Here is a 23,812-nt window from a genome sequence, read left to right as displayed (position 1 = left end):
CTAAAAGTTTCTTTCCTTAGACAGTCAGAAACCTATAGACGGAAAGCGGCGTGCGTCCGTTAAGGCGCGCTCAAAACGCCCACGGAAGAGTCAGGAGAGCCCATTAACGGCACTTTTATCGAGCCCGGTGACCCACCGGCTGAGACTACAGCTTAGCCTGAATCCACCGGCCCGCAGGGGCGGGTAGCCTGAACGGTTTCGGCGGGTTTTGCTGCACGCGGGCAGGGCTGGGTGCCGGGCCTTTCTGCCCTTCGGAGTTCCACTGCTGGTCCTGGTTGCGCCGTGTCGGCTGGGTTGACGGGTTTCAGGCGGTTTGGGACGGCGGGTAGACGTGGTCGAAAAGTCGCTGCCATGGTGTTTGCCAGGGCCAGGCTTCGGGCAGGTGGAGCCTCACGCGCCGGGCCGAGGACGCCACGCGGGCGGGCACGTTGATGAGCTTGTCCCGGATGGTCGCGGTTTCGGCTTTGCTGAAGCGCCCGCCGGCGAGGGTCCCCGCGGCGCGGGTGAGGTTGAACGCCATGACCGCGGTGACGAGCCAGGCGGCGTTCGCGTTGAATTTCCCCGAGGGCATCGAACCCAAAGCGGAATTCTTCAGATCGGCGTGGACCTGTTCAATTACGGCGTGCGCGCGGTGGGTCTTGTCCGCGGCCACCGTGTCCAGCACGGATGGGTCGACGGTGGTGAAGAACGCGTGGAACCGGTGCGCCTCGAACAGGGGTGTCCTGCCCGGTGGCGGCCTTGGCGTTCAGTTCCGGGATCCGCCGGACGACGAGGGCGGCCGGTGATCTGCTCGGCCTTCTTCTTCGAGGTGAACGCGGTGAACCGATTGCGGCGACTTCGCCGTCGGAGATCCATTTACCGCTGTCTTCGTCGAAGATGGCGTTGGAGTATTCGATCTTCTCCCACGCGGTCCCGGGGATCTTCGCCCCGGGCCGGCCCGGTCCGGGCGGCGGCAGCGGCCACCGCATGGGCGTAGAACGCCGAATCGGAGCGCATCAGGACCATGCCCGTCGCACCGGCGGAGCGCAGCCGGGCCACGGTGGCCAGCAGGTCGGAGGTGAACTTACCGGCACCGCGGGCGGAGTTTGCCGCGCCCTTGCGCAGTCTCGCGGCGGCGATGAACGGGGCCGTCTTTTTTGGTGGTGACGGTGCCGATCAGGGCGTTGATCCCGCGGACGCCGGAGTAGCCGTAGCCGGAACCCTGTTTCTCATAGCCGTAGACCTCCTTGATCGTGTCGTCGATATCGACCAGAGCCAGATCATCGATCCCGGCGGCCAGCGGGGTGGCCCTGTGAGATTGATCAGCCAGCGGGCCGCGGGCGCCTCGAGCTGGCGGACGTGTCCGAAGGTGAACCCTGCGCAGGAACGAGCCCAGCGTCGAGGGCGTGTAGGTGCCTTTGAACAGTTTGCGCCGTTGCGCCGTGGCGCAGGATGCCCATGTCGTCGATGCAGTCCGCGCCGGCGGACACCCCGGCGACCAGGGCCGAGACAATACTCCGGCACCTTCACGTGCTCGTCGATCAGGTCGCCGAGCCCGGTATCTGCGGCCAGGCCCATGACCGGGACCAGCCCGGCCGACGACACGAGATTCGGATCATCGAACGCGCTGGAACCGACGCCCGGGTATGGAAAACTTTCATCTACGAGGTGCTCCGATTTTCGCGGGATTTTGACTCTCAACAAGTCCAATTTTCCCCGAAGAGGCGAATTCCAGGGGTCGTCGCAACACCCGAGGTCAGCTGGCTATCAGTAAATCACGAAGTGACTCGGCTGGGGTTTTCCAGTGGAGTGTTTTGCGTGGGCGGGCGTTGAGTTCCTGGGCGACGTGTTCGAGGTCCTCGGGGCCGTAGGCGTTCAGATCGGTGCCTTTGGGGAAGTACTGACGCAGGAGCCCGTTGGTGTTCTCGTTGGATCCGCGCTGCCAGGGGCTGGCCGGGTCGCAGAAGTAGACGTCCATGTCGGTGGCGATGCTGAACGCCTTGTGTTTGGCCATTTCGACGCCTTGATCCCAGGTCAGGGAACCCCGCAGGTGCGCCGGCAGGGTCCCCATGGTCTTGATGAGGCCGTCACGGACCGATTCGGCGGTGTGGTCCACCGGCAGGTGCACCAGCATCACGTAGCGGGTGGTGCGCTCGACCAGAGTCGCAATGGCCGATTGGTTGTGGGCCCCTGTGATGAGGTCGCCCTCCCAGTGGCCCGGGATCGCGCGGTCCTGGACCTCTGCGGGGCGTTCGGAAATGTTGATCATCGGGTCCCGGAAGCGACTGGTGCGTTCCTCGGGGCTTTTCTGCTTTTTGCGGCGTGTCCTTCCGCTGCGCAGGGCCTCTTTGACCTCGCGTTTGAGTCCGCCGCGGGCCTGGAAGTAGAGGGCCTGGTAGATCGTTTCGGGGCTCACGCGCATCTGCTCGTCATCGGGGAAGTCCTTGATCAGCAGCTTCGAGATCTGTTCCGGGGACCAGCGGATGCGCAGCTTGTCCGCCACGTAGTCGCGCAAGCCACCGGCTGCTGCCAGCTTACTGTCCTTGGGCCGTGCCCGGGCCGCCGTGGCGGTGCGGTGGGCGCCGTAGGGCTGGTAGCCGAGCACGGGGTGGCTGTTGCGTTTGATCTCCCGGCTGATGGTACCTACGGAGCGGCTCAGCGCCCTGCCGATCGCCTGCATAGAGGTTCCGTGGGAACGCAGGTCCGCGATCTTCTCCCGCTCAGGCAGGGACAGGAAGCGGGCGCTGACGGGCTGCTCAAGGGCTTCCAAAGCAACCGGAGCCGCCGGCGGTGGTAGCACCGCCGGCACCGGCTCCGGCGGGGCTTCCGGTGCCGTAACGGGGGCCGACGGTTCGGCGAAAGCGGTAATCACTTCCTGTTTATACGGCACTTCCGGGGCGTTGGAGCCAACGGCGCGGCCCTTGGCCATATCCCGCTCGTTCTCCCACAGGTACCCGCTTTTGCGGCTAGCACCGGCGGTGGCAGCTGCTTCCATCCGGCCGACGCCCGCTTCGCGCAACCGCAGGAATTCGGCGCGCTTCCGCACCCCTGGGTGGGTGGACCTGATTCCGGCGTGACGGGCCCAGCTCACGCACTGCGATCTAGCCAGACCAAGCTCCCGGGCGGCCAGGCTGACACTGCCCACACGAGCGAGTACGGCGAAGAACTCGTCCTTCTGCTCTGCGGTGGCAGACTGCTTGGCCACCGGATTTGTGCGGGGTTTGCGGGTGACGGCGCCAGCCTTGTAGGCCCAATGGAAGCAGGTCTGGACGTTGATGCCCATCGTCTTGGCCGCGAGGCTCACGCTCCCCAACCGGTCCAGCAGGACAAAGAACTTGTCCTTCTCAGCTTGTGAGTAGATTTGGCCAGATTTCCTGCCGGAGGGTCCCGCCCAGGCATGGCAGGTACTGAGGTTGAATCCTAATTCCCGGGCGGCCCGCGGAACGCTTCCCAGACGTTCCAAGGCCAAGAAGAATTCGGCCGGACGCGGAGTAACGCCGATAAGGACGCTTCAGAGCCGGCGTGCCCGACGGAACAGGCTTCTTCCTCTGGGGCGATTTTTCCGTTAAGGAAGAACGGTCTTTCAGTGGTGATTCCAAGGGTGTTGCAACTCCCGGTTTTCAGGGGGTGTTGCATCGATCACTGGAACTCGCCAGAGACGGGGATTCTCGGTTTAAAACGCCGCGGAGGCCTCAAACTCCGCCGGTGGATTCAGGCTTAGCCAAACCGATGGCCCTTGACTTCTCTGCTGACCGTTGTCAGCCTTTTCGACAACAGGAGGGGGCGTCCGTCCGCTCATGAAGCCCAGTGGAGGATACAGATGATCCGTGCCAGGTCGCTGATGCGTTCTGCGACTTCCGGAGACCGGGTTACGCATCTTGAGCTGTTCTTCGATCTGGTCTTTGTTTTCGCGCTATTGCAACTGTCCCATCATTTGGTGGAGAATCCTTCCTGGGTGGGGGCCGGTGAGACCCTTGTGCTTCTTCTTGGGGTCTATAAGGTGTGGGTGTACACGACCTGGGCCGCGACTTTGCTGGACACTGCGCGGCTTGAGGTGCAGTGGATGCTGCTGATCGTCATGCTTGTCGCACTGTTCATGAACGCCTCAATCGGTGCCGCGTTCGGTGCCTTCGGCTGGCTCTTCGCTGCGAGCTATCTCCTGATCCAGCTTGGCAGAGGTGCGTGGATGCTCACTGTCGGACTTGACCGGACCACCCACAACCATTTCGTGCGCACGCTGATCTGGGGGCTCATGAGCGCGCCTTTTTGGATTTCCGGTGTCTTCTTCGACCACGAGATCCGCCTGATGTTCTGGGGTGTCGCTGCCGCGATCGATCTGGTCGGCCACATGCTTGCGCACCCGCTGCCGGGCAGGAAAACCGAAGGAAGCCAGGTCCCGCTCCCGGGAGAGAGGATCTTTGAGCGGTTCGGGTTGTTCTACCTGATCGCGCTCGGCGAGACGATCCTTTCAACCGGCCTGGCGATAGCGGGCAATCTGGAGGACCCCTTGATACTTTTGACCGGGACCGTAAGTTTGGCTGGAAGCGTCGCGATCTGGTGGTGCTACTTCCATGGCCTTGAGCAGGAGACTTTGGAAAAGCTTGCTTCTGTTGATGATCAGTTCCGGCCCGGTATTTTGGCGGGCAACACCTTGGTGGTGTTCCTGGCGGGCCTGATCCTGGTGGCGGTTGGTGATCAGCTCGTGATCAGCGATCCGGCTGCCCGCCCTGATCTGGCCACCGTTCTGTTTCTTTATGGCGGGCCGGCTCTTTTCCTCGCCGGCCGGGGCGTTTTTATTCGACGGTTACTGGGCCACCGCCGAGCCTCCGATCTCGCCGGCATCGGAGCCTTGGCGGTCCTGGCAAGCTTGAGTTCCCTCCTCCCGGCATTCGTCGCCGCTATAGGGGCCGTTATTCCCCTCATAGGCGTAGCATTTTCCGACGCCGTGAACCGACGCCGCCAAACGAAACAGAGAGCCGGCTGACGGTTTATTGGATGCCAGGGAACGTATCTCTCATCAGCGGCAGCGGCATCAGCGGCATCAGCGGAGTTGCAGGGCACGGGAAGCCACTAGCGAAGGCAACCAATTCAGATGGTTCGGGTGATTGCGCACCATCGAACCGGATTGTTCCGCTATTGGGCCCCCATTAGGGGCAATGCCGTTCGGTTAAGGTCTGCACGGTGATGTCAACCCGTATCCCGGCGTTGCGTTCAGGTGAATAGGCGCAGCCCTTGTTAGAAGTGAGTCAAGTCTTGCCGGACTTTTGATTCCGCTTCAACAACAAGGGCTGCGATGTCTCATTCTGCCAGCAACTCGTCCGCACCGGCGTCGGATGTGTTCGCGCCTGGGCATCTTGGGGAACTCACCCAGATCGTCCCTCCGGAGATGATCGATGCCGCTCTGGCAACAGCTGGCGGGGAGGAACAACGTCTCAGGCGTCTGCCGTCACGGGTGGTGGTGTATGTCCTCCTTGCCGGGGCCTTGTTCGCCGGTCAGGGGTGGCGGCATGTCTTCTCGCGCCTGACCGCGGGCCTTCCCGGCCCGGTGGTTCGGCCTTCGGGTGCGGCGATCACCGAGGCGATGCGCCGTGTCGGGCCGAAATCATTGCGCGAGTTGTTCACGTTCTTCGTGGGCTCTGCGGTGACGTGTGCTCATCAGAGGGTCAGGTTCGCAGGGCGCCTCGTGGTCGCGATCGATGGCACCCAGATCCCGGTCGCTGATACCGAAGCGAACCGGGTGATGTTTCCCAAACCGCGTGGTGGCCCGAACGGGCAAGCGGGATACCCCATGATCCGGCTGGTCGCGATCGTTACCGCCGGTACCCGCGACGTCATTGAGGCTGTCTTCGGAACGGACAAGATCGGGGAGCTCACCTATGCAGAGCGTGTCGCTACCGCGCTGCGGCCGGGGATGCTGCTGCTGGGGGACCGGAACTTCGCTACCTATAAGTTCTTCACCACTGTCGCAGGCACCGGGGCGGAATTCTTGATTCGGGCCAAGAAAGGAAATGGTGCGATGAACCTTCCAATCCTGACCCGTCTGCGCGATGGCTCGTTCCTCTCAGTCGCTGCCGGTGTGCGGGTTCGAGTCATCGACGCGGCAGTGACGATCACGACCGAGGCATCGACCCGCACCGGCGAGTATCGACTCATCACGACGTTACTGAACCCCGCCGAAGCTCCTGCGAAACAGCTGATGGGGCTGTATCACGAGAGGTGGGAGATCGAGACGGCGTACTGCGAACTCAAATCCACGATCCTGGGCGGGCGCGTGCTCCGCAGCCGGTATCCGACTGGGGTTGAGCAGGAAGTCTGGGCTCTGCTGACGGTCTACCAGGTGCTGCGCACCGCGATGGCCGACGCGCTCCTTGACACCCCTGATATCGATCCCGACCGGGCATCATTCACCACAGCGCTGAGAACCGCCCGCGACCAAGTCATCCAAGCCGCCGGGATCATCGCCGCTACCACGGTCGATCTGGTCGGCTGTATCGGAGCCGCGCTACGGGCCGATCTCATGCCCGACCGCCGCACACGCACCCGGCCCCGCGTGATCAAACGCGCGATCTCGAAATACCGGGCCAAAGGCCGTGCCATCGACCGCCGAACCTACCCCGCGACACTCACCACGAGAATCTTGACACCCGACCCAGACGACTAACCGAACGGCATTGCCATTAGGGGCAGTGCACCAGTTCCAAAGGCCTGAAAGTTGCCGGGCGTGAGTACCTTGATGCCGCTGCAACGATGTTGGATGAGCGGGGCCTCGGACACAGTGGCGTCAAAGACGTCGGCTCCGGATATGTTCTGGAGTTCTGAGATCCTGACAACATCGCGTTGGAGCTCTTCGTCACTAACGCCAGGTTAACCACGCACCTGTGGAATACATCGGGGGCCTCAGGCCTTGGACCCGGTATGACTACTATTGCAATCATCGGAGCAGGACCAGGACTAGGGGCAGCAGTGGCGCGGCGTTTCGGCGCGGAAGGGTTCACCGTTGGCCTGATCTCCCGCGACCAGGGGCGCCTGGATGCACTGGCCGGGGAATTGGCCAGTGACGGCGTGGAGGCCAGGGGTTTCACCGCTGACGTCCGCGACCCGTCGTCCATTGCCAAGGCCCTGGAGCAGGTGGCGGAGACCCTTGGCCCGATCGAGGTGCTGCAGTACAGTCCGCTTCCGCAAAAGGACTTCATGCGCCCGGTCCTTGAGACGACGCCGGCGGACCTTGTGGGGCCCGTCGAGTTCTCCATCTACGGACCGGTTGCCGCGGTGCACCAGGTGGTGCCGGGCATGCGTTTCCTCGGTAAGAACCGCGGAACTATTCTGTTCGTCAATGGCGGCTCGGCCGTCAAGCCTGGCCGCAACGTGACCGGCACGTCCGTTGCTTTTGCCGGGCAGGCCGCCTACGCGCAGCTCCTTAACGAGGTCCTGGGCGAGGAAGGCATCCAGGTGTCCCAGCTCATCATCGGAGGCCGCATCATTGCCGGGGATCCCGAGAAGGACCCCGATGTGCTGGCCGGGCACCTATGGGACCTGCACATCAAACGTGACCGCTTCCGCCATCAGGTCAGCGCCGACTGAACCGCGCCGAACCCCACCCCCACCCCACCTCAGGAGACATCGTATGAGCGCCAAAACATGGTTTATCACCGGTACGTCCCGCGGCTTCGGCCGGGAGTGGGCGCTGGCCGCGCTGGAGCGCGGGGACACCGTGGCAGCCACCGCCCGAAACACCAACAGCCTGGATACCCTCGCGGCAGAGTTCGGCGACAAGGTCCTGCCGATCTCGCTCGACGTCACCGACCGTGACGCGGTATTCGCCGCCGTCGCCCGGGCACACGAGCATTTTGGCCGGCTCGACGTAGTGGTGAACAACGCCGGCTACGGCCAGTTCGGCGCGGTCGAGGAGCTCAGCGAGGCGGAGGCCCGCGAGCAGATCGAGACCAACCTTTTCGGCGCGCTCTGGGTCACCCAGGCGGCGCTTCCCTTCCTGCGCGGCCAGGTTAGCGGCCACATCCTGCAGGTCTCCTCCATCGGCGGGATCTCAGCGTTTCCCACAGTGGGCATCTACCACGCCTCCAAATGGGCGCTGGAAGGCCTCAGTCAGTCACTCGCGCAGGAAGTGGCAGGCTTCGGCATCAACGTCACCCTCATCGAGCCCGGTGGTTACTCCACCGACTGGGGCGGCAGCTCCGCGAGGCACGCCACAGAACTGCCCGCCTACGACGGGGTCCGTGAGCAGGCCGCCAACCGGCCCAGCCGGCGCGGCACTCCCGGTGACCCGGCGGCGACCAGGGACGCGGTACTCGCCCTGGTGGACTCCGAGAACCCGCCCCTGCGGGTCTTCTTCGGAGAGGCGCCGCTGGCCATCGCCACCGCCGACTACGAATCCCGGCTCGCGACGTGGAACGAGTGGCAGGCGCTGTCCGTAGCCGCGCACGGCAGCCAGCGCTGAACTGAACACGAACCTCAGACGGCGGATTCACTCGCGGCGAAGGTCGCTGCCGCCGGGAGCATGGAGTCTTTCAAGGCTTCCGGCGCCTTCGATGAACTGATGGGGCAGATCGATGCCCAGATCCAACGAGTACTCAAGATCAACCAACTAGAAACCATCACAGACGACGTCGTCGAAACCGCTGCCAGCATCCTTGTCATCGGCAATTAGCGACATGGAACTTTCAAAAAGAGCCGCCGCAAAGCGCTGAAGTCCACAGCCGGGCCTGCGGCATGGACGCTGCCTGGGCGGGGAGGGTCAGCGTGCCGAAAAGTACGACGGCGGTGCACAGCACGGCGGCCTTCAGGCCGGATCCGGTCAAACCCTTTCGCAGAACCTCGCACGTAGTAAGGCTGGGGAAGCGAGGTCTGGTGGCGGCACAAGGAGCCCCTCTGCTGATCACCCAGCAGTCCGAGGCTACGTGAGGGTGTGCACTTTGGCAACACTGGTCACATCAATAACATAATCAACAAGAGTGCGATTCCGGCACATCTGGTCCGGCGTGTCGTTTCGAGTCCGCTGCGCATGCCGCAACGATCAGGCGTGCTGGCGCGATTCGTGCTCCGAGTGGCTGGCGGGCTCCAGCTGGAATGTGCAGTGCTCGGTGTCAAAGTGGGAGCCCAGGCAGGTGGTGAGCTTGTCCAGGAGCTGGTCGGCGCCGCGGGCATTAAGGACGCCGTCCTCCACCACCACGTGGGCCGAAAACACGGGCACCCCGGACGTGATGGTCCAGATATGGATGTCATGGACGTCGACCACTCCGTCAACGCTGAGGATGTGTTCGCGGATCATCTGCACCTCCACGCCTTTGGGGGTTGCCTCCAGGAGGACGTCCACCACATCCCGCAGCAGGCTCCAGGCCCGCGGCAGGATCATCAGGGCGATGAGCACGGAGGCGATCGTATCGGCGGCCTGGTAGCCGGTGAACATGATGACCAGGGCAGCAACGATGACGGCGACTGAGCCCAGCAGGTCACCCAGCACCTCAAGGTAGGCGCCCCGGACGTTCAGGCTGTCCTGGTGCGCGCCGCGCAGGATCAGCAGCGAAACGAGGTTGGCCACTGCGCCCAGGATGGCGGCGAAGAGCATGATGTCGGTGTGGACCTCGGGCGCCGAGCCGATCCGCCGGATGGCCTCGGTGAAGATGACCACCGAGATGACAATCAGGATCAGCGCGTTGGCCAGGGCGGCCAGGACCTCGGCACGCTGGTAGCCGTAGGTCCGCAGGTCACTCGCCGGGCGTCCTGCGATCCAGGCAGCCAGGAGCGCGATGGTCACGCCTGCCGCGTCGGAGAGCATGTGGCCGGCATCAGCCAGCAGGGCCAATGATCCGGACAGTGCCGCGCCGATCACCTGGACCACCACCACCGCAAGGGTGATGGTCAGGACGGCGATGAGCCGTTTGCGGTGCCGGCCTGTTGCCGTGATCCCGTGTGTGTGGCTGTGGTCGTGTCCCATGCCTACAAGGCTAGTCCCAGCCGAGCTCGTGCAGCCGCCGGTCATCGATGCCGAAGTGGTGGGCGATCTCGTGGACCACCGTCACGGCCACTTCCTGGATCACCTCGTCGCGGGACCCGCAGATGTCCAGGATGGGTTGGCGAAAGATGGTGATCCGGTCCGGCAGCGAACCGGCGTCCCACCATGAATCCCGCTCCGTCAAGGGGACACCCTCATAGAGGCCCAGCAGAACGGTGTCCGGGTCCTCGCCCGGGCCGGGCACGTAGTCGTCCTCGACAAACACCGCCACGTTGTCCATGGCGGCCGCAAGCTTGGCGGGGATCAGGCCCAGGGCATCCGTGACGGCGGCTTCGAAATCGTCAGCGGACATCTCAAACGGACCGGACTCTTGCGGGCCATCCGGGATGATGGGCAGGCCGGGCGGCAGGTTGACGGGCATATGCAGACTCTAGTCCGCAGCCGGGTTGGCGCGCATACTGAATCCCATCCCTGACCACCTGTGAGGAGCCGGATGTCCGTCCGCCATCGCCTTTTTGCCGCCATGTACGACACGTTGTCGGCCTCTGTGGAGCGCAGGGAGCTGTCTCCGCGCCGGGCGCTACTGCTCTCCGCGCTGGCGGGAACCGTGGTGGACGTCGGCGCTGGCACCGGGGCCAACCTGCGGCACTTCCGCCACGCTGACCGGGTAATCCTCGTGGAACCGGACCCCTACATGCGGGCCAGATTGAGGGCACGTCTGGGGGAGTCGCCCGTTCCGGTGGAGGTTTCCGAGGCCGATGCGGAGCACCTGCCGCTGCCGGACGGCACGGCTGACGCCGTTGTGTTCACCCTGGTGCTGTGCTCGGTGCCGGATCAGCGGCTTGCCCTGTTGGAGGCCCGCAGGGTGCTCAAACCCGGAGGTACCCTCGCGGTGCTGGAACATGTCCGCGGACAGGGCCGTGCGGCCCGCTGGCAGGACAGGCTGGACGGTCTGTGGGGCCTATGCGTGGCGCCCGGGTGCCACCTCAACCGGAACACGGTGGCATCCATCGGCGAAGCCGGGTTCGAATTCACGGAAGTCAGCAGGTTGGAGGCCCCGGCGGTTGCCCTGGCCACGCCCATCATCGCGGGCACAGCAGTGAAGCCCTCCTGACGCTGAATGGACCGCCTCTACCGGGACCTGCGGCGAGTCAGGCCCACACCCACCAGGCAGACCACCCCGCCCACGAGGCCCAGCACGGCGGGGACTTCGCTGAGGATCAGCCAGGAGATCAGGATGGTGGTGCCCGGCACCAGATAGGTGGTGGCCGCCAGTTTTCCGGCGTCAATCAGCGACAGCGCGTAGGCCCACGTGGTGAATGCAATGGCGGTGGGGAAGACGCCCAGATACACCAGGCCCAGTGTTGCCGGCAGCGGGGCGGACTGCAGTTCGGACACCAGCTGGCCGCTGAAGGGCAGGCAGCAGACCGCCCCCACCATGATGCCGAACCAGGTGGCCTGGCCCGCCGGGAACTTCCGCAGCACCGGCTTCTGGATGATGACGCTGACGGCGGCGAGCACGGCGGCAAGGAGGCAGAGCAGCACGCCCGCCACATCCGCCGTCGAACGTTCCCCGGAACCTGAGCCGGATCCGAGCGCGATCAGCGCCACCCCGCCGAACGCCACCAGGCTCCCGATAATCAGCCAGCGCGGGAAGCCCTCCTTCAGGAAGAAACCGGCCATGATGGCAACGAGGATGGGGTTGACGTTGATCAGCAGCGCGGCGGTCCCGGCGTCCAGCAGGTGTTCCGCCGCGTTCAGGGCCACGTTGTAGCCGCCGAACCACATCACGCCGTACCCCAGGATGGGCCACCATTCGCGGCCTTGCGGCAGCACTCTGCTTTTGGCCAGCTGCGGCAGCACCAGTGCACCGAGCACGACGGCGGCAACCGCCAGCCTGCCCAGGGTCAGGGATCCGGGGGAGAAGGTGGGGCCGATGGCCCGGATCCCCACGAACGCCGAAGCCCAGAGCACTACGGTGACCACCACGGCGGCGACGCCGAGCGCATTTGTTCGGCCAGGTGGTGGGCGAAGCGCCGTTGTTGTTGCTGCGCTGGGAGGGGTGCTTGAAGCCATGCTGCCAATCTATCCCCGGGGCGACGCCGGCGGCTGGCGGGAATCGGTCACGTCTAGTCGAGTTTCTGCCAATCCCGGGCCGACCACTCCAGCAGCCGTTCCAGGGGCCAGGTGGTCACGATGCGCTCCGCGGGAATATTGTTATGCGCGGCGCGGGCAGCCCCGTACTGGAGGAAGTCGAGCTGGCCCGGAGCGTGGGCGTCGCTGTCGATCGAGAACAGGCAGCCGGCGTCGAGGGCCAGTTGGATCAGGTCATCCGGCGGGTCCTGCCGCTCGGGGCGGGAGTTGATCTCTACCGCCACGTTGTATTCGGCGCACGCCGCGAACACCTCCCGGGCGTCGAAGTCCGATTGCGGCCGCGTGCCACGGGAGCCCTCCACCAGGCGGCCGGTGCAGTGGCCGAGCGCATTGGTCTGGGGGTTCTGGATGCCCTGGAGCATCCGCTGGGTCATGGTGGCGCGGTCCGCCCGAAGCTTCGAATGGACGCTGGCCACCACAACATCCAGCCGGTCCAGCATGTCCGGCGACTGGTCCAGTTCGCCGGTTTCCAGGATGTCCACCTCGATGCCGGTCAGGAGCCGGAATCCGTCATCCTTGCCGTCAAGTGCGGAGGCGGCGTTGATGGCGGCCACTACATCGAGCTGTTCGGTCAGGCGCTCGGCGCTGAGCCCGTTGGCGATGGTCAGGTTGGGCGAGTGGTCTGTCAGTGCCAGGTAGTCTCTGCCCAGCAGGCGGGCGGCATCGGCCATGAGCTGGATGGGGGAGCCGCCGTCGGACCAGTCGCTGTGGCTGTGGAGGTCGCCGCGGAGTGCTGCGTGGAGTTCGGCCCCGCCGTCGGCCAGAGGCGCCCCGCTGCGCTGGCGCAGGTCCTCAAGGTACTCGGGCACCTCGCCGTCCACGGCCTGCCGGACCACCTGGTACGTTCTGTCGCCGATGCCCTTCATGCTCTTGAGCCTGCCGTCCCGGGCCCGGACTGCCACCTCCGAAGGGTCAAGCCCGGCGATGATCCCGGCCGCCTTCCGGAAGGCCTGGACCTTGAACGTGGCAGCGCGTTCCCGTTCCAACCAGAAAGCAATTTCATTGAGTGCGGCGACGGCATCCATCTGTCCATCTTCGCCTGTTCCGGCCGCTTCGGTCAGGTGTCTGCGGGCCGATTTTGAGTTATTCCCGCCGAGGCCCTATAGTTTTAGAGTCCAGTTCGGAGCAACTGCAAACGTAAAGACTGAGGGCCCTCGGCTCGAAGCCTTTTATTTTGTGCCGAACGGGTTCTGGCCCCCATCGTCTAGCGGCCTAGGACACCGCCCTTTCACGGCGGCGGCACGGGTTCGAATCCCGTTGGGGGTACGCAAGAAACTGGTCTGGCAGGCTGAAAACGTCTGGTAAGCTGGAAGCCTTGAAAAAAGCGGTAGCGATGCCGCGAAGCAAGAAAATCAAGGCCCTGTAGCGCAGTTGGTTAGCGCGCCGCCCTGTCACGGCGGAGGTCGCGGGTTCAAGTCCCGTCAGGGTCGCTCTGATTGCCGGAAGAAATTCCGGCGGTCAAGGTGACATGTCACCTAGGCTCTGTAGCTCAGTTGGTAGAGCGTTCGACTGAAAATCGAAAGGTCACCGGATCGACGCCGGTCGGAGCCACCACTGGGAAGCATCAGTTCTTCGGAACTGGTGCTTTTCTTCTTTAACGGCCCGTCCTACGACGCGCATACTCCTTGTCGACGCGCAGATTCCCTGGCGACACCGAAATATAGGTGTCGCCAAGGATTTTCCGTGTCGGAGGGTAATTTGCGTGTCGTGAGATCCGATACCAGGCGCAGTCAGGCACGCTGACGGTTGACCGGTCCGCGGCCGGGACCTCAAACTTTTCGGACAAGTTCAGCCCCTACCACCAGGTGAGCCTGCCACTGGTGGACGGAAAACTGAAGCTGCGGATCCTGCTCGATACCTCGTCAGTGGAGGTGTTCGCCCCCGGAAGCGGCACTGTTGTCACAGACCTCTTCCTGCCCGACTGGGCCGACACCGATACGTCGGTGTTCAGCGAAGGCGGAAAGGCCGGATTTACGCTGACCGGCCGGAAGCTGGCCTGACTCGCCACGGATTCCCGTGCGTTCCCACACGCACGGGATAGGGTTGGGATCAACAGAAGGGGAAGTGTCTGATGGAATACCAGAACCCACAACCCGATGCGGGCGTCGAGCGCCGGCTCGCTACCAGCCAGCCTGCTACCAGCCACCATGCCGCCAGCCAGGCGCCCGTGCCCGGTCATGGCCGCACCGTGATCGCTGAGACCGCCGTGGCAAAAGTTGCCGGCATCGCTGCCCGTGCCGTGCCCGGCGTCTATTTTTTGGGCTCGGCTCCGTCGCGTGCGCTGGGGGCCATCCGGGACGCCGTCGGCAGTTCGGACCATGCTGCAGGCGTCCGAGCCGAGGTCGGTGAGACGCAGGTGGCGGTGGACATCAGCCTGGTGGCCTCCTACGGCACGCCCCTGCATTCCCTGGCCAATCAGGTGAGAGCAGCCGTTTACCGCGCGGTCGAGGAACTCGTCGGCCTGCAGGTCATTGAAGTGAATGTCGAAATAACCGATGTCTACGTGGCGCCGCCGGCGAAGGCCGGAGCCCCTGCCGTCGCCGAGAGGGAGGCACTGCTGTGAATCTGACCGTTGTGGGCATCGCCATGGGCGCCTTCGTGGCGTTTATGTCCTTCCAGTTCGGGCTATGGGGCTTTCTGGTCTCGCTTCTCTTTATGGCCATCGGCGCCCTCCTGGGCCGCGCAGCGGAAGGGAAACTGGACCTGCGCGGCGTCCTGGATGCCATCATCGGCCGGCGCTCATCGTCATGACGGCAGCCGCACCATCCATTCAGGGTCGGGTCCTGAGCGGCCACAACCGCATCAGCACGCAGGCCCTGACCAGCCTTGCCAGGACAGCCGCCGCGGAAGCCCTGGGTGTGGAGCCCCACGATGTCCGGGCGGACTGGACGGACGACGACGGCCTGCTGGCGTTGTCGCTGGTGTCACCGATCAGGATCCCGCCGCTGGCCACCGTGCTCAGGGATGCAAGCCGGGTGGCCGCATTCGGTGGATCCATTTGGGACCGGACGGTCGATGCCAAATCCAGGATCATGTCAACGGTCACGGCCCTCAGCGGCGCCAGTCTGAGCAGGGTGGATATCCGCATCAGCGGCGTTAAGCCGATCGAGGGAGGCCGGGTCCAGTGACCGGAGGATCAGTGGACGGGGACCTGGATTCGAGGCAAACAAACCGCGCCCGAGCCCAGCGGCAACCTGATATGCGCAGGGTCGTCTACCGGGAAACCCATTCCTCGCGGGCAGCGGTGGCCACGGTGGCAGCGGTCCTGGTGATGGGGCTGGCCGGTTACGGTCTTCTCGAATCGGCCGTGCACGCCATTGGTCAGCCGGCCTGGCTGATCGAACCGCAACTGGCGGCGGAGCGCATCGTTGCTCTTCCGGCGGGTATCCCGCCGTTGCTGCTCGGTGCCAGCGGCGGCGTAGTAGCCATGGTGGGGCTGTTTTTCCTGCTCAACGCCGTCCTGCCGGGAAGACGAGCCCGGCACGTGCTGAACGGCACCACGCTGAACGGCACCGGAAATTCGTCCGCCGTGGTGGTCGATGACGAGGTCATCGCCTCCGCCCTGGCACGCAGCGCACGGCTCGCTGCCAATGTCACCCCGGAGCAGGTCATGGTGGTGGTGTCCCGGCGGCAGATTATCGTCAACGTGCGCCCCACCTCAGGGGTCCCCGTGGCGGAAGCGGCGGTGCTGGCCGCGGTCCAGGACGAACTCAGCGGGATGTCACTGGTCCCGGTACCTGACGTCCGCGTGAACATTTCCACCGTAGGAGTGATTGGAGCATGACGGCCACACCCTCGCTCCTCAACCGGATCCTGCTCGGCATCCTCGGACTCAAGCTGCTCGCCGTGGGCATCCTGCTCGTCCTGCTGGCCACCGTTCCACCCGTGGCAACCTGGTGGCATGCCTGGTCCGGATCGGCCTGGCGCAGCGTCAAACAGTTCTTCGACAACACCCGCTTTCCGGGACGTCCGGAAAGCTGGCTCTGGATTGTGATGGCGTTTGCCCTGGTGGTTCTGATTGGCCTGATGGTTGCCTGGATTGCGCAGCAGGGCAAAGGCCGGAGCAACTTGCTGGTGGCCGAGTACGATCCCGGGACAGTAGCCGGAGACGTCCGGATCAGCGGGGGAGTAGCGGAGCAGGCGTTGAAACACGCCTTGGCTGAACGGCCCGATCTGGCGGGTGCCACGGTGGCAACCTACGATGTCCAGGGCAGCCCCGCCCTGAAAATCCGGCTCCAGCCGCGCCAGGGCGTGGCGCCGCATCTCCTTGCGGCCGAGGTCTCTGCCCTGGTGGACGCCTTGGACCAAGTGGTGGGAAAACAGACACCCGTCCTGATTCACATTGGTGCCGGGGCCAGGACACGGTTCAGCCGCGCTGAGCGCGTCCATTAGTGTGATCCGGGGGACATCTGTTGTGCCGATGCCGGCGGACATCGCCTGGCAACGGGCCACCACCACTGTCCGGATCGAATATCCGGGGAATCAAGGGGAATACCATGAGCGAGCAAGTAACTGGCAGCGGAGCGGCAAACGAAGGCGCGGCAGAAAAGGCCAAGGAATTCGCTGGCGAGGCTGCGGAGAACGTGAAGGAATTCGCTGGCGAAGCTGCAGAAAACGTTAAGGAGTTCTTCGACGGCGACGTGGCTGAGAACGCCAAGGAACTCGTGGGCGATGTTGCTGAAAACGCCAAGGGACTGGCCGGCAGCGTGACCGAGAACGTGAAGGGCTTTGGCGCGAAGATCGCCGGTCTGTTCAAGGGCGGCAAATAGGCCCAACCATGGGGTATGCCCCACGATGCCTAAAGGGCGCCGCGCTCCCCGGGGAGCGCGGCGCCTTTCCTTTGTGCGCCCTTTGTGGGCATAGCCGCATGTCGAAGCCGTCTCACGGTCCCGGGCATCATCGCTGCGGCGCCCAAACTCCCGTGGACGGGGGCCTAGATATCCTTTCGGACACAACCGGATGTAAACGCTTGCATTCATGGCCGGAGCCTGATTAGTATGTGATTCAGACCACGCAATGATGTCCGTTGCCTTTGTCTCACCTGTTGAAGTTCTGTAACTCACCGAGGAGTCCTCAGCATGAAAAACCGCAAATACCTGCTTCCGGTTGCTGCCACCGGAATTCTGGCGCTGTCCCTGACGGCCTGTAGTCCCGGCGGGGGCGGTGGCGGCACCACCGGCAGTGACTGCTCTCCCTATGAGAGTTACGGCAAGCACGACGGCAAGACCGTCTCCGTCTACTCCACCATCGTGGACATCGAAGCTACCAACCTGGAAACCGCCTGGGCAACGTTTGAGGAATGCACCGGCGCAACCATCAAGTACGAGGGCAGCAAGGAATTCGAGACCCAGATCGGTGTCCGGGCCAAGGCTGGAAACGCCCCGGACGTCGCCATCTTCCCGCAGCCAGGCCTCCTGGCCGATCAGGCCAAGGCAGGCGGCCTGAAGCCGGCTCCGAAGGCAGTCTCGGATCTTGTGGACAAGAACTGGTCCGCTGACTGGAAGAAGTACGGCACGGTGGACGGGACCTTCTACGCGGCACCGATGCTCGCGAACGTCAAGGGTTACGTCTGGTACGCCCCGAAGACGTTCAAGGACAAGGGCTGGGAAGTTCCCAAGACCTGGGACGAAATGCTGACACTGTCCAAGAAGATCGCCGATGACGGCACCATGAAGCCGTGGTGTGCCGGCTTCGAATCCGGCGAAGCGACCGGCTGGCCGGGCACTGACTGGGTCGAGGATGTTGTCCTCCGCGCTCAGGGCCCCGAGGTCTACGACCAGTGGGTCACGCACGGGATTCCCTTCAACGACCCCAAGATTGTGGATGCGCTGAACCAGACCGGCGAGATCCTCCTGAACTCCGACTATGTCAACGGCGGATTTGGCGACGTTCGTTCAATCCTGACCACCGGCTTCGCGCAGGCAGGTCAGCCCGTCCTCGATGGCCAGTGCGCCATGCACCACCAGGCCAACTTCCAGGCAGCCAACTGGCCGGAAGGGACCGCTGTGGCTCCCGATGGCGACGTCTGGGCCTTCATGACGCCTCCGATCGACCCCAGCAAGGGCCAGGCAATCACCGGCGGCGGCGAGATGGTGGGCGCTTACAAGGACACCCCGGAGGCGCAGGCCTTCCTGGCTTACTTGGCCAGCGCCGAGTTCGCCAACAACCGAGTCAAGCTCGGTGGCGTCATCAGTGCCAACAAGGGACTGGACCCGGCGAGTGCCCAGACGGAACTCGACAAGCAGTCCATCGCACTGCTCCAGGATCCGGACACCGTCTTCCGCTTCGACGGCTCTGACCTGATGCCGGGCGCCGTAGGCTCCAACTCCTTCTGGAAGGGCATCGTTGCATGGATCAACGGCACTCCCGCCCAGCAGGTTGCCGACAGCATCGAAGGCAGCTGGCCTAAGAGCTAACCTCCTTCGCATCGCGCCCTTGGGACATCAAGTCCCAAGGGCGCGATGTCGATTCAGAACAAACAGATCCACGCACACCACGGAGGTTGGGCAATGGAGTTTCTTGGAGGAAAATTTCTTCAAGTTTTTATCGCCTTGGCGGTTTTTGCCGCGCTAATTGGGCTGATCATGCTGATTGTGGACAGGGCTCCCAAATCAGTCAAAGACAAACTGACGATCGTTGGCTTTTTGGCGCCGGCGGCAATCCTGATGCTGGTCGGCCTGGTTTATCCCGCCGTGCAGACATCATTCCTGGCATTCACGAATGCCTCCGGCCAACCCAACGGAGTCGATAACTTCGTCTGGATGTTTACCCAGCCCGAGGCGCTGGCCACCCTCCGCAACACGGTGATCTGGACCGTTCTGGTGCCGTTGCTGTCCACGGTCTTCGGTCTCGCTTACGCGGTGTTCATTGACAAGGCGCGCGGCGAAAATGCCCTCAAAGCTTTGGTCTTTATGCCGGTGGGCATCTCGATGGTGGGCGCCGGCATCATCTGGAAGCTTGTGTACGACTACCGCGGCCCCGGCATTGAACAGACTGGCGTCGTTAACGCTGTGCGGGTTGCCCTGGGCATGGACCCCAAGCAATTTCTTCTTGATGCCCCGGAAAACACCATCTTCCTCATCATCGTGATGGTTTGGATCCAAACAGGCTTTGCCATGGTGATCCTCTCCGCTGCCATCAAGGGCGTGCCGGTGGAACTGGTTGAGGCAGCGCGCCTGGACGGTGCCAACCCCTGGCAGCAGTTCCGCAATGTGACGGTTCCCGGCATTCGGGGCGCTTTGGTGGTGGTGCTGACAACCATCACCATCGCCACCCTTAAAGTCTTCGACATTGTCCGCACCATGACGGCGGGCAACTATGACACGTCCGTGATCGCCAACGAGATGTACACGCAGGCCTTCCGCGCCGGCGAACCGGGCAGGGGTGCGGCGCTGGCCCTCGTCCTGTTCCTTCTCGTACTGCCCATAGTGGTCTACAATGCCCGCGTACTTCGTCAGCAAAGGGAAATCCGATGACCGTCATGCCAGCGCCGGATGAGGCGGCCAACTCTTCCCGGACCCAGTCACGCAAAGACAAAGGCCGTCCCGCGACGCCGGAGGATTCCGCACCGATCATGCGGCGCGTCAAGACCAAGCTCACGTCACGCTGGGCCACTGCGGCCGCCGTGATCATTGCGACGATCTGGACCGTGCCCACCTTCGGTCTCCTGGTCTCCTCCATCCGTCCCGCGGCCAAGCAGGTGGGCCCGCGCTCGGATGGCTGGTGGAACTTCTTTGCCGACTGGGATTTTACTTTCAAGCACTACGTCGACGTCACGGCAGCAGCCGGATCGCAGTCTGCGAACCTTTCGCAGTACTTCATCAACTCCCTGGCGATTGTCATCCCGGTGACCGTCTTTGTCCTGGTGCTCGCCTCCATGGCGGCCTACATCTTCGCCTGGGGCAACTTCAGGGGCCGCGAGGCTACGTTCATCTTCGTGTTCGCGTTGCAGATCATTCCCCTGCAGATGGCACTCATCCCGCTGCTGTCATTGTTCACGCAGGTCCTGAAGCTCCCGCCCGGGTCCTATGCCCAGCTGTGGATCGCCCACACCATGTTTGGACTCCCGTTGGGCATCTTCCTGCTGCACAACTTCATCTCGGAGATCCCGGGCGAAGTGATCGAGGCCGCGAAGGTGGATGGGGCAGGACACACCACCATTTTCTGGCGGATCATCCTGCCGTTGTCCGTCCCGGCTCTGGCATCCCTGGCCATCTTCCAGTTCCTGTGGGTCTGGAATGACCTGCTGGTGGCCTTGGTGTTCTCGGGTGGAACGGCGGACGTAGCGCCCATCACCCAGCGGCTCGCTGAGATCTCCGGTACCCGCGGCAACAGGGACTTCCTGAACCCTGCCGCCGCGTTCGTCTCGATCATCGTCCCGCTGGCGGTGTTCCTTGGCCTGCAGCGCTTCTTTGTCCGTGGTCTCCTGGCCGGCGGCCTCAAGGGCTGACCGGGCTCAGGGCCGATCCGCATAGGCTGATCGGACGCAAGGGGAGGCAGGCAGGTAACACTGTGACGTCGGGCGGCCCGCAACCTAGCATGGCTTGGGGGCAACTGCATAGCGGAAATTAGGTTTGAACCCATGAGGGGAAACGGTGGCACGCATGGCTGAAAGGTCTCAACGGGGTGGCCACAGCGGCGTCAGCATTGAGGACGTGGCCGCAGCCGCAGGCGTCTCCACCGCCACCGTTTCCCGGGCCGTACGCGGGCTTCCCAGGGTTTCGCCCGCCACCAGGGAGAAGATCCTCGAGGTGGCGGGTGCTTTGGGTTATGTGGCGTCGTCGTCGGCGTCAGGTCTGGCCACCGGCCGAACCAAGACCATTGGCGTCCTGGCACCGTTCGTGAGCCGCTGGTTCTTCTCCAAGGCCATTGAGGGCGCGGACCGCGAACTTCACGCCCGCCACTACAATCTTTCCCTCTTCAACCTGGGCGGTCACGGCAGCAACCGGGAACGCCTGTTCAGCAAGACCATGGTTTACAAACAGATTGATGCCCTGCTTGTCCTTTGTATGGCGCTCAGCCACGAGGAACTGGACCATCTCCAAAAGATTGATATCCCGCTGATCGTGGTGGGCGGCCATGTGGAAGAGTGCGCGTACATCGGCATCGACGACTACGCCGCAGCGTCCACCGCCGTACGGCACCTGATCGACCTCGGCCACCGGGACATTGCCCTCCTGCACGGCGACGACGAAACGGACCTTAACTTCGACGTTCCCCGCGTGCGGATCCTGGCTTTCAAGGACGTTATGGCAGGAGCAGGGCTGCCCACCCGCCCCGAGTGGGACGAATGGGGCGATTTCACGGTCCGCAGCGGCCAAGAGGCATTCCGACGCCTCTGGACCCAGCCCGGCCCGAAGCCGACCGCCATCTTTTGCGCCTCAGACGAAATGGCCATGGGAGTCATCTTCGAAGCAGCACGCGTAGGCGTACGGGTCCCTGAGGACCTCTCGGTGGTGGGGATCGATGACCACGATTTCGCCGACGCGATGGGCCTGACCACCGTGGGACAACGGCCCGACGAACAGGCCGAGCTGGCTACCAAGATGCTCATCGACGAACTGGACGGCACGGTCGGGGCGGTCCAATCCGCCGTCGCGCCCCACCAGCTCATCATCAGGCGTACGACGGCGCCGCCTCGTTCCTGAGGAGGCGCGGCGCGGCATCCGGCCAGGATGCCGCGGCCAGGACGCCGGGTTCAGGAAGCCGCAGTCGCGAAGCCGTGTCTAGGAAGAAGCCGCGTCTAGGAAAAAGCGGTCAGGACGCGCGGGCGAGCTGCCGGATGGGAATCCAGCGGGAAGCCAGCCTGCGGTAGGCCGCGGCGGCGCCCGTCATGTCGCCCTCTGCCAGGCATTCGATGCCTAGCCGGATGTCCATGGGCGACTCGTCCGGGTACACCTTGTCCGCCACGGCGCCGTAGTCGAGTTCCACCATGGAATTGACGTGGAACAGCTCCAGCCATTCGGTCAGCTGCGCGAGGTCGTCCAGCATGTCCAGGTCCGGGGCCGCCAGCGCCAGGTGGGCCACGGCGTACCGTGCCCGCTCCATGGCTTCGGTGATGGGAGCCCACACCCTGACGGTGAGGATGCGCCCGCCTGATTCCACCACGTCCTTATGATCGCCTTCCATAAACAGCGAGAACCAGCTGAAGGGGATGCCCCACGTGGAGGCGCGGGTATGCACACGGATGGCGCCGTCACGGGCTTTGACCTGGTCAATGCGTTCCTGGTGCTTGTCCCGCTGCTCTTCCGGAATCAGCATTTCGGCCAGCGGGCCGTGGATGCCTTCCATGAGGGCATTGGCCGCGAGGCCGGCGCGCAGGACCAGCTGGCTGGGGCAGTACAGAAGGACGCGCCCGGACCCAGCGTCACGCCCACCGTCGCCCCCAGCGTCAGGCCCAAAGCCGGAACCGGCGCCTATCCCGGTACCCAAGCCTGACTCGGCACTCGGGCCGGCGGCAGCACCGGCGTCGGAGGTTCCTGGCTGCGGGGTCCGCCCGGGGGGTACACCGGGAATGCTGGTGACCCGGACCAGATCCGTCCGCCCGGTGGGGAAGGGGTCCCCGCCGGAGCGGGTGATCCGGCCCAGCGAGGCCAGCAGTTCGGCGTTTTCGACGGCGGCCCGCGAGGCTGTGCGGGCACCGGCGGTCCGGATGGCCTCCCGCTGTCCTTCCGGGAAGGCCTCCAGCGGTTCGTAGACGCGCAGGGTGGAGGAGAACGGCAGCCCGGCCTGGCCCCTGTAGAGGTTTCCCGTCATTACAGTCTCCCTTCCTGGGCCCCGGCCGCAGCCATCAGTCCGCCAGTTCCACCAGAACGGGGGCGTGGTCCGAGGCGCCCTTGCCCTTGCGTTCCTCGCGGTCAATCGACGCGCCCGTGACGCGGGCCGCCAACGCGGGGGAGCCAAGGACAAAGTCAATGCGCATCCCCTCCTTTTTGGGGAAGCGCAGCTGGGTGTAATCCCAGTACGTGTACACGCCGGGACCGGGGGTGTACTCGCGTGCCACGTCCTTGAATCCGGCCTCTTCAAAGGCGTGGAACGCAGCACGTTCCGGCGGGCTGATATGGGTGTACTTGTTATTGACGAAAAGGTCGATGTCCCAGACGTCGTCGTCGAACGGCGCAATGTTCCAGTCGCCCATGAGGGCTACCTGAGCTGTCGGGTCGGCGGTCACCAGGCCCTGGGCGTGGGTCTTCAGGGATTCAAGCCACTTGATCTTGTACGGCATGTGTTCGTCGTCCAGGGAGCGGCCGTTGGGCACGTAGAGGCTCCAGACCCGGACGCCGCCGCAGGTCGCGGCCATGGCGCGGGCTTCCTGGATGGGGTCCTTGCCTTCTTTCCCGAACGGAGGCTGGTCCAGGAAGGTGCGCTCAACGTCTTCCAGGCCTACCCGGGACGCGATGGCCACGCCGTTCCACTGGTTCACACCGAAGTGGGCCACCTCGTAGCCCATGCGTTCGAAAAGTTCCCAGGGGAAGTTTTCGTCCTTGCATTTGGTCTCCTGGATGGCCAGGACGTCGCAATCGCTGCGCTGCAGCCAGGCCTCCACACGGTCGGCGCGGGCACGGAGGGAGTTCACATTCCAGGTAGCAATCTTCACAGTCCCTAACTTACCGAACTTGTTGCCCGGAGGCGTTGCCGTGGCTGGAACGTGCCCGCGAAGACGGGGCACTATGGCGCGGACACGCCGTCGAATCGCGTTTTGAGGGCCCA

General features: G+C 64.1%; 24 protein-coding genes, 3 tRNA genes and 2 pseudogenes. 20 read left to right on the top strand and 9 right to left on the bottom strand.

The features are described from left to right. Positions 1–304 precede the first annotated feature (304 nt). Positions 305–1,640: pseudogene (locus NG697_RS08530) on the bottom strand (IS1380 family transposase). Positions 1,641–1,735: 95 nt separating this feature from the next. Then, on the bottom strand, positions 1,736–2,974 hold the full coding sequence (locus NG697_RS08525; RefSeq protein WP_445260449.1) for an IS30 family transposase: 1,239 nt from the start codon (positions 2,972–2,974) through the stop codon (positions 1,736–1,738). 741 nt (positions 2,975–3,715) lie between these two features. Here NG697_RS08525 and NG697_RS08520 point away from each other — a divergent pair. The 5 genes and pseudogenes from NG697_RS08520 to NG697_RS08500 all read left to right on the top strand — a co-directional run. Further along, positions 3,716–4,963, top strand: a complete 1,248-nt coding sequence (locus NG697_RS08520) for a low temperature requirement protein A (RefSeq protein WP_252603979.1) — start codon at positions 3,716–3,718, stop codon at positions 4,961–4,963. A 309-nt stretch (positions 4,964–5,272) separates the two neighbouring features. Further along, positions 5,273–6,640 carry an IS4 family transposase gene (locus NG697_RS08515; protein ID WP_252614009.1) on the top strand — a complete coding sequence of 456 codons (1,368 nt, stop codon included), beginning with the start codon at positions 5,273–5,275 and terminating at the stop codon, positions 6,638–6,640. 254 nt (positions 6,641–6,894) lie between these two features. Continuing rightward, the gene (locus tag NG697_RS08510; protein WP_252602689.1) at positions 6,895–7,560 is read left to right on the top strand and encodes an SDR family NAD(P)-dependent oxidoreductase; all 666 of its coding nucleotides are present in this window, start codon (positions 6,895–6,897) and stop codon (positions 7,558–7,560) included. A gap of 43 nt (positions 7,561–7,603) precedes the next feature. After that, positions 7,604–8,434 (top strand): SDR family oxidoreductase, encoded by an 831-nt coding sequence (locus NG697_RS08505; RefSeq protein ID WP_252602693.1) that lies wholly within the window; start codon positions 7,604–7,606, stop codon positions 8,432–8,434. Between the two features lie 117 nt (positions 8,435–8,551). After that, positions 8,552–8,644, top strand: a pseudogene (locus NG697_RS08500) (AAA family ATPase); the annotation flags it as partial. A 13-nt stretch (positions 8,645–8,657) separates the two neighbouring features. On the opposite strand, the gene NG697_RS08495 reads toward NG697_RS08500, so the two are convergent. The 3 genes from NG697_RS08495 to NG697_RS08485 all read right to left on the bottom strand — a co-directional run bounded on the left by NG697_RS08495 (position 8,658) and on the right by NG697_RS08485 (position 10,370). Continuing rightward, positions 8,658–8,795, bottom strand: a complete 138-nt coding sequence (locus NG697_RS08495; protein WP_252602696.1) for a hypothetical protein — start codon at positions 8,793–8,795, stop codon at positions 8,658–8,660. 215 nt (positions 8,796–9,010) lie between these two features. After that, a complete protein-coding gene (locus NG697_RS08490; RefSeq protein ID WP_252602698.1) occupies positions 9,011–9,931 on the bottom strand; it encodes a cation diffusion facilitator family transporter in 921 nt (306 codons plus the stop codon). A gap of 10 nt (positions 9,932–9,941) precedes the next feature. Then, the gene (locus NG697_RS08485) at positions 9,942–10,370 is read right to left on the bottom strand and encodes a metallopeptidase family protein (RefSeq protein ID WP_056348808.1); all 429 of its coding nucleotides are present in this window, start codon (positions 10,368–10,370) and stop codon (positions 9,942–9,944) included. 72 nt (positions 10,371–10,442) lie between these two features. Here NG697_RS08485 and NG697_RS08480 point away from each other — a divergent pair, with 72 nt between their 5' ends. Continuing rightward, positions 10,443–11,063 carry a class I SAM-dependent methyltransferase gene (locus NG697_RS08480; protein ID WP_252602701.1) on the top strand — a complete coding sequence of 207 codons (621 nt, stop codon included), beginning with the start codon at positions 10,443–10,445 and terminating at the stop codon, positions 11,061–11,063. A 17-nt stretch (positions 11,064–11,080) separates the two neighbouring features. Here NG697_RS08480 and NG697_RS08475 read toward each other — a convergent pair whose 3' ends face one another. Together NG697_RS08475 and NG697_RS08470 are read right to left on the bottom strand one after the other, a co-directional pair. Further along, entirely contained in the window at positions 11,081–12,025 is a 945-nt protein-coding gene (locus NG697_RS08475; RefSeq protein ID WP_252610049.1) for a DMT family transporter, read from the bottom strand. A 53-nt stretch (positions 12,026–12,078) separates the two neighbouring features. Then, positions 12,079–13,128 carry a PHP domain-containing protein gene (locus NG697_RS08470; RefSeq protein WP_252602707.1) on the bottom strand — a complete coding sequence of 350 codons (1,050 nt, stop codon included), beginning with the start codon at positions 13,126–13,128 and terminating at the stop codon, positions 12,079–12,081. Between the two features lie 168 nt (positions 13,129–13,296). Here NG697_RS08470 and NG697_RS08465 point away from each other — a divergent pair. The 14 genes from NG697_RS08465 (at position 13,297) to NG697_RS08400 (ending at position 21,750) form a co-directional block, all read left to right on the top strand. Continuing rightward, positions 13,297–13,369 (top strand) — tRNA-Glu (locus NG697_RS08465). Between the two features lie 90 nt (positions 13,370–13,459). Further along, positions 13,460–13,533, top strand: a tRNA-Asp gene (locus NG697_RS08460). 48 nt (positions 13,534–13,581) lie between these two features. Next, positions 13,582–13,657, top strand: a tRNA-Phe gene (locus NG697_RS08455). Positions 13,658–13,815: 158 nt separating this feature from the next. Continuing rightward, on the top strand, positions 13,816–14,103 hold the full coding sequence (locus NG697_RS08450) for a glycoside hydrolase family 32 C-terminal domain-containing protein (RefSeq protein WP_308216215.1): 288 nt from the start codon (positions 13,816–13,818) through the stop codon (positions 14,101–14,103). Positions 14,104–14,174: 71 nt separating this feature from the next. Continuing rightward, the gene (locus NG697_RS08445) at positions 14,175–14,666 is read left to right on the top strand and encodes an Asp23/Gls24 family envelope stress response protein (protein WP_252602710.1); all 492 of its coding nucleotides are present in this window, start codon (positions 14,175–14,177) and stop codon (positions 14,664–14,666) included. After that, positions 14,663–14,854, top strand: coding sequence for a hypothetical protein (locus NG697_RS08440; RefSeq protein WP_111907359.1), 192 nt, complete (start codon positions 14,663–14,665; stop codon positions 14,852–14,854). The genes NG697_RS08445 and NG697_RS08440 overlap by 4 nt, the downstream gene beginning before the upstream one ends. Further along, positions 14,851–15,231, top strand: coding sequence for a hypothetical protein (locus tag NG697_RS08435; protein ID WP_252602713.1), 381 nt, complete (start codon positions 14,851–14,853; stop codon positions 15,229–15,231). The genes NG697_RS08440 and NG697_RS08435 overlap by 4 nt, the downstream gene beginning before the upstream one ends. Positions 15,232–15,302: 71 nt before the next feature. After that, the gene (locus NG697_RS08430; protein ID WP_252614008.1) at positions 15,303–15,887 is read left to right on the top strand and encodes a DUF6286 domain-containing protein; all 585 of its coding nucleotides are present in this window, start codon (positions 15,303–15,305) and stop codon (positions 15,885–15,887) included. After that, positions 15,884–16,495 (top strand): hypothetical protein, encoded by a 612-nt coding sequence (locus NG697_RS08425; protein WP_252614007.1) that lies wholly within the window; start codon positions 15,884–15,886, stop codon positions 16,493–16,495. The genes NG697_RS08430 and NG697_RS08425 overlap by 4 nt, the downstream gene beginning before the upstream one ends. Before the next feature lie 104 nt (positions 16,496–16,599). Continuing rightward, the gene (locus NG697_RS08420; protein ID WP_252602722.1) at positions 16,600–16,872 is read left to right on the top strand and encodes a hypothetical protein; all 273 of its coding nucleotides are present in this window, start codon (positions 16,600–16,602) and stop codon (positions 16,870–16,872) included. 309 nt (positions 16,873–17,181) lie between these two features. Beyond that, the gene (locus NG697_RS08415) at positions 17,182–18,519 is read left to right on the top strand and encodes an ABC transporter substrate-binding protein (protein WP_252602725.1); all 1,338 of its coding nucleotides are present in this window, start codon (positions 17,182–17,184) and stop codon (positions 18,517–18,519) included. A 93-nt stretch (positions 18,520–18,612) separates the two neighbouring features. Beyond that, entirely contained in the window at positions 18,613–19,578 is a 966-nt protein-coding gene (locus NG697_RS08410; RefSeq protein WP_056348751.1) for a carbohydrate ABC transporter permease, read from the top strand. Further along, the gene (locus NG697_RS08405) at positions 19,575–20,552 is read left to right on the top strand and encodes a carbohydrate ABC transporter permease (RefSeq protein ID WP_141139288.1); all 978 of its coding nucleotides are present in this window, start codon (positions 19,575–19,577) and stop codon (positions 20,550–20,552) included. Before NG697_RS08410 ends, NG697_RS08405 begins: the two co-directional genes overlap by 4 nt. 145 nt (positions 20,553–20,697) lie before the next feature. Next, a complete protein-coding gene (locus NG697_RS08400) occupies positions 20,698–21,750 on the top strand; it encodes a LacI family DNA-binding transcriptional regulator (RefSeq protein WP_252602728.1) in 1,053 nt (350 codons plus the stop codon). A gap of 109 nt (positions 21,751–21,859) precedes the next feature. Here the strand turns inward: NG697_RS08400 and NG697_RS08395 are convergent, their stop codons facing one another. Both NG697_RS08395 and NG697_RS08390 read right to left on the bottom strand, forming a co-directional pair. Next, positions 21,860–22,858, bottom strand: a complete 999-nt coding sequence (locus tag NG697_RS08395) for a DUF8083 family protein (protein WP_252602731.1) — start codon at positions 22,856–22,858, stop codon at positions 21,860–21,862. A 34-nt stretch (positions 22,859–22,892) separates the two neighbouring features. Continuing rightward, a complete protein-coding gene (locus NG697_RS08390) occupies positions 22,893–23,699 on the bottom strand; it encodes an exodeoxyribonuclease III (protein ID WP_252614006.1) in 807 nt (268 codons plus the stop codon). Positions 23,700–23,812: the final 113 nt, after the last annotated feature.

It is taken from the genome of Pseudarthrobacter raffinosi, assembly GCF_023913835.1.
Taxonomy (GTDB): domain Bacteria; phylum Actinomycetota; class Actinomycetes; order Actinomycetales; family Micrococcaceae; genus Arthrobacter; species Arthrobacter raffinosi.
Note: the sequence above shows the minus strand (reverse complement) of the source record. Positions and strands in the feature narration are given on the sequence as shown.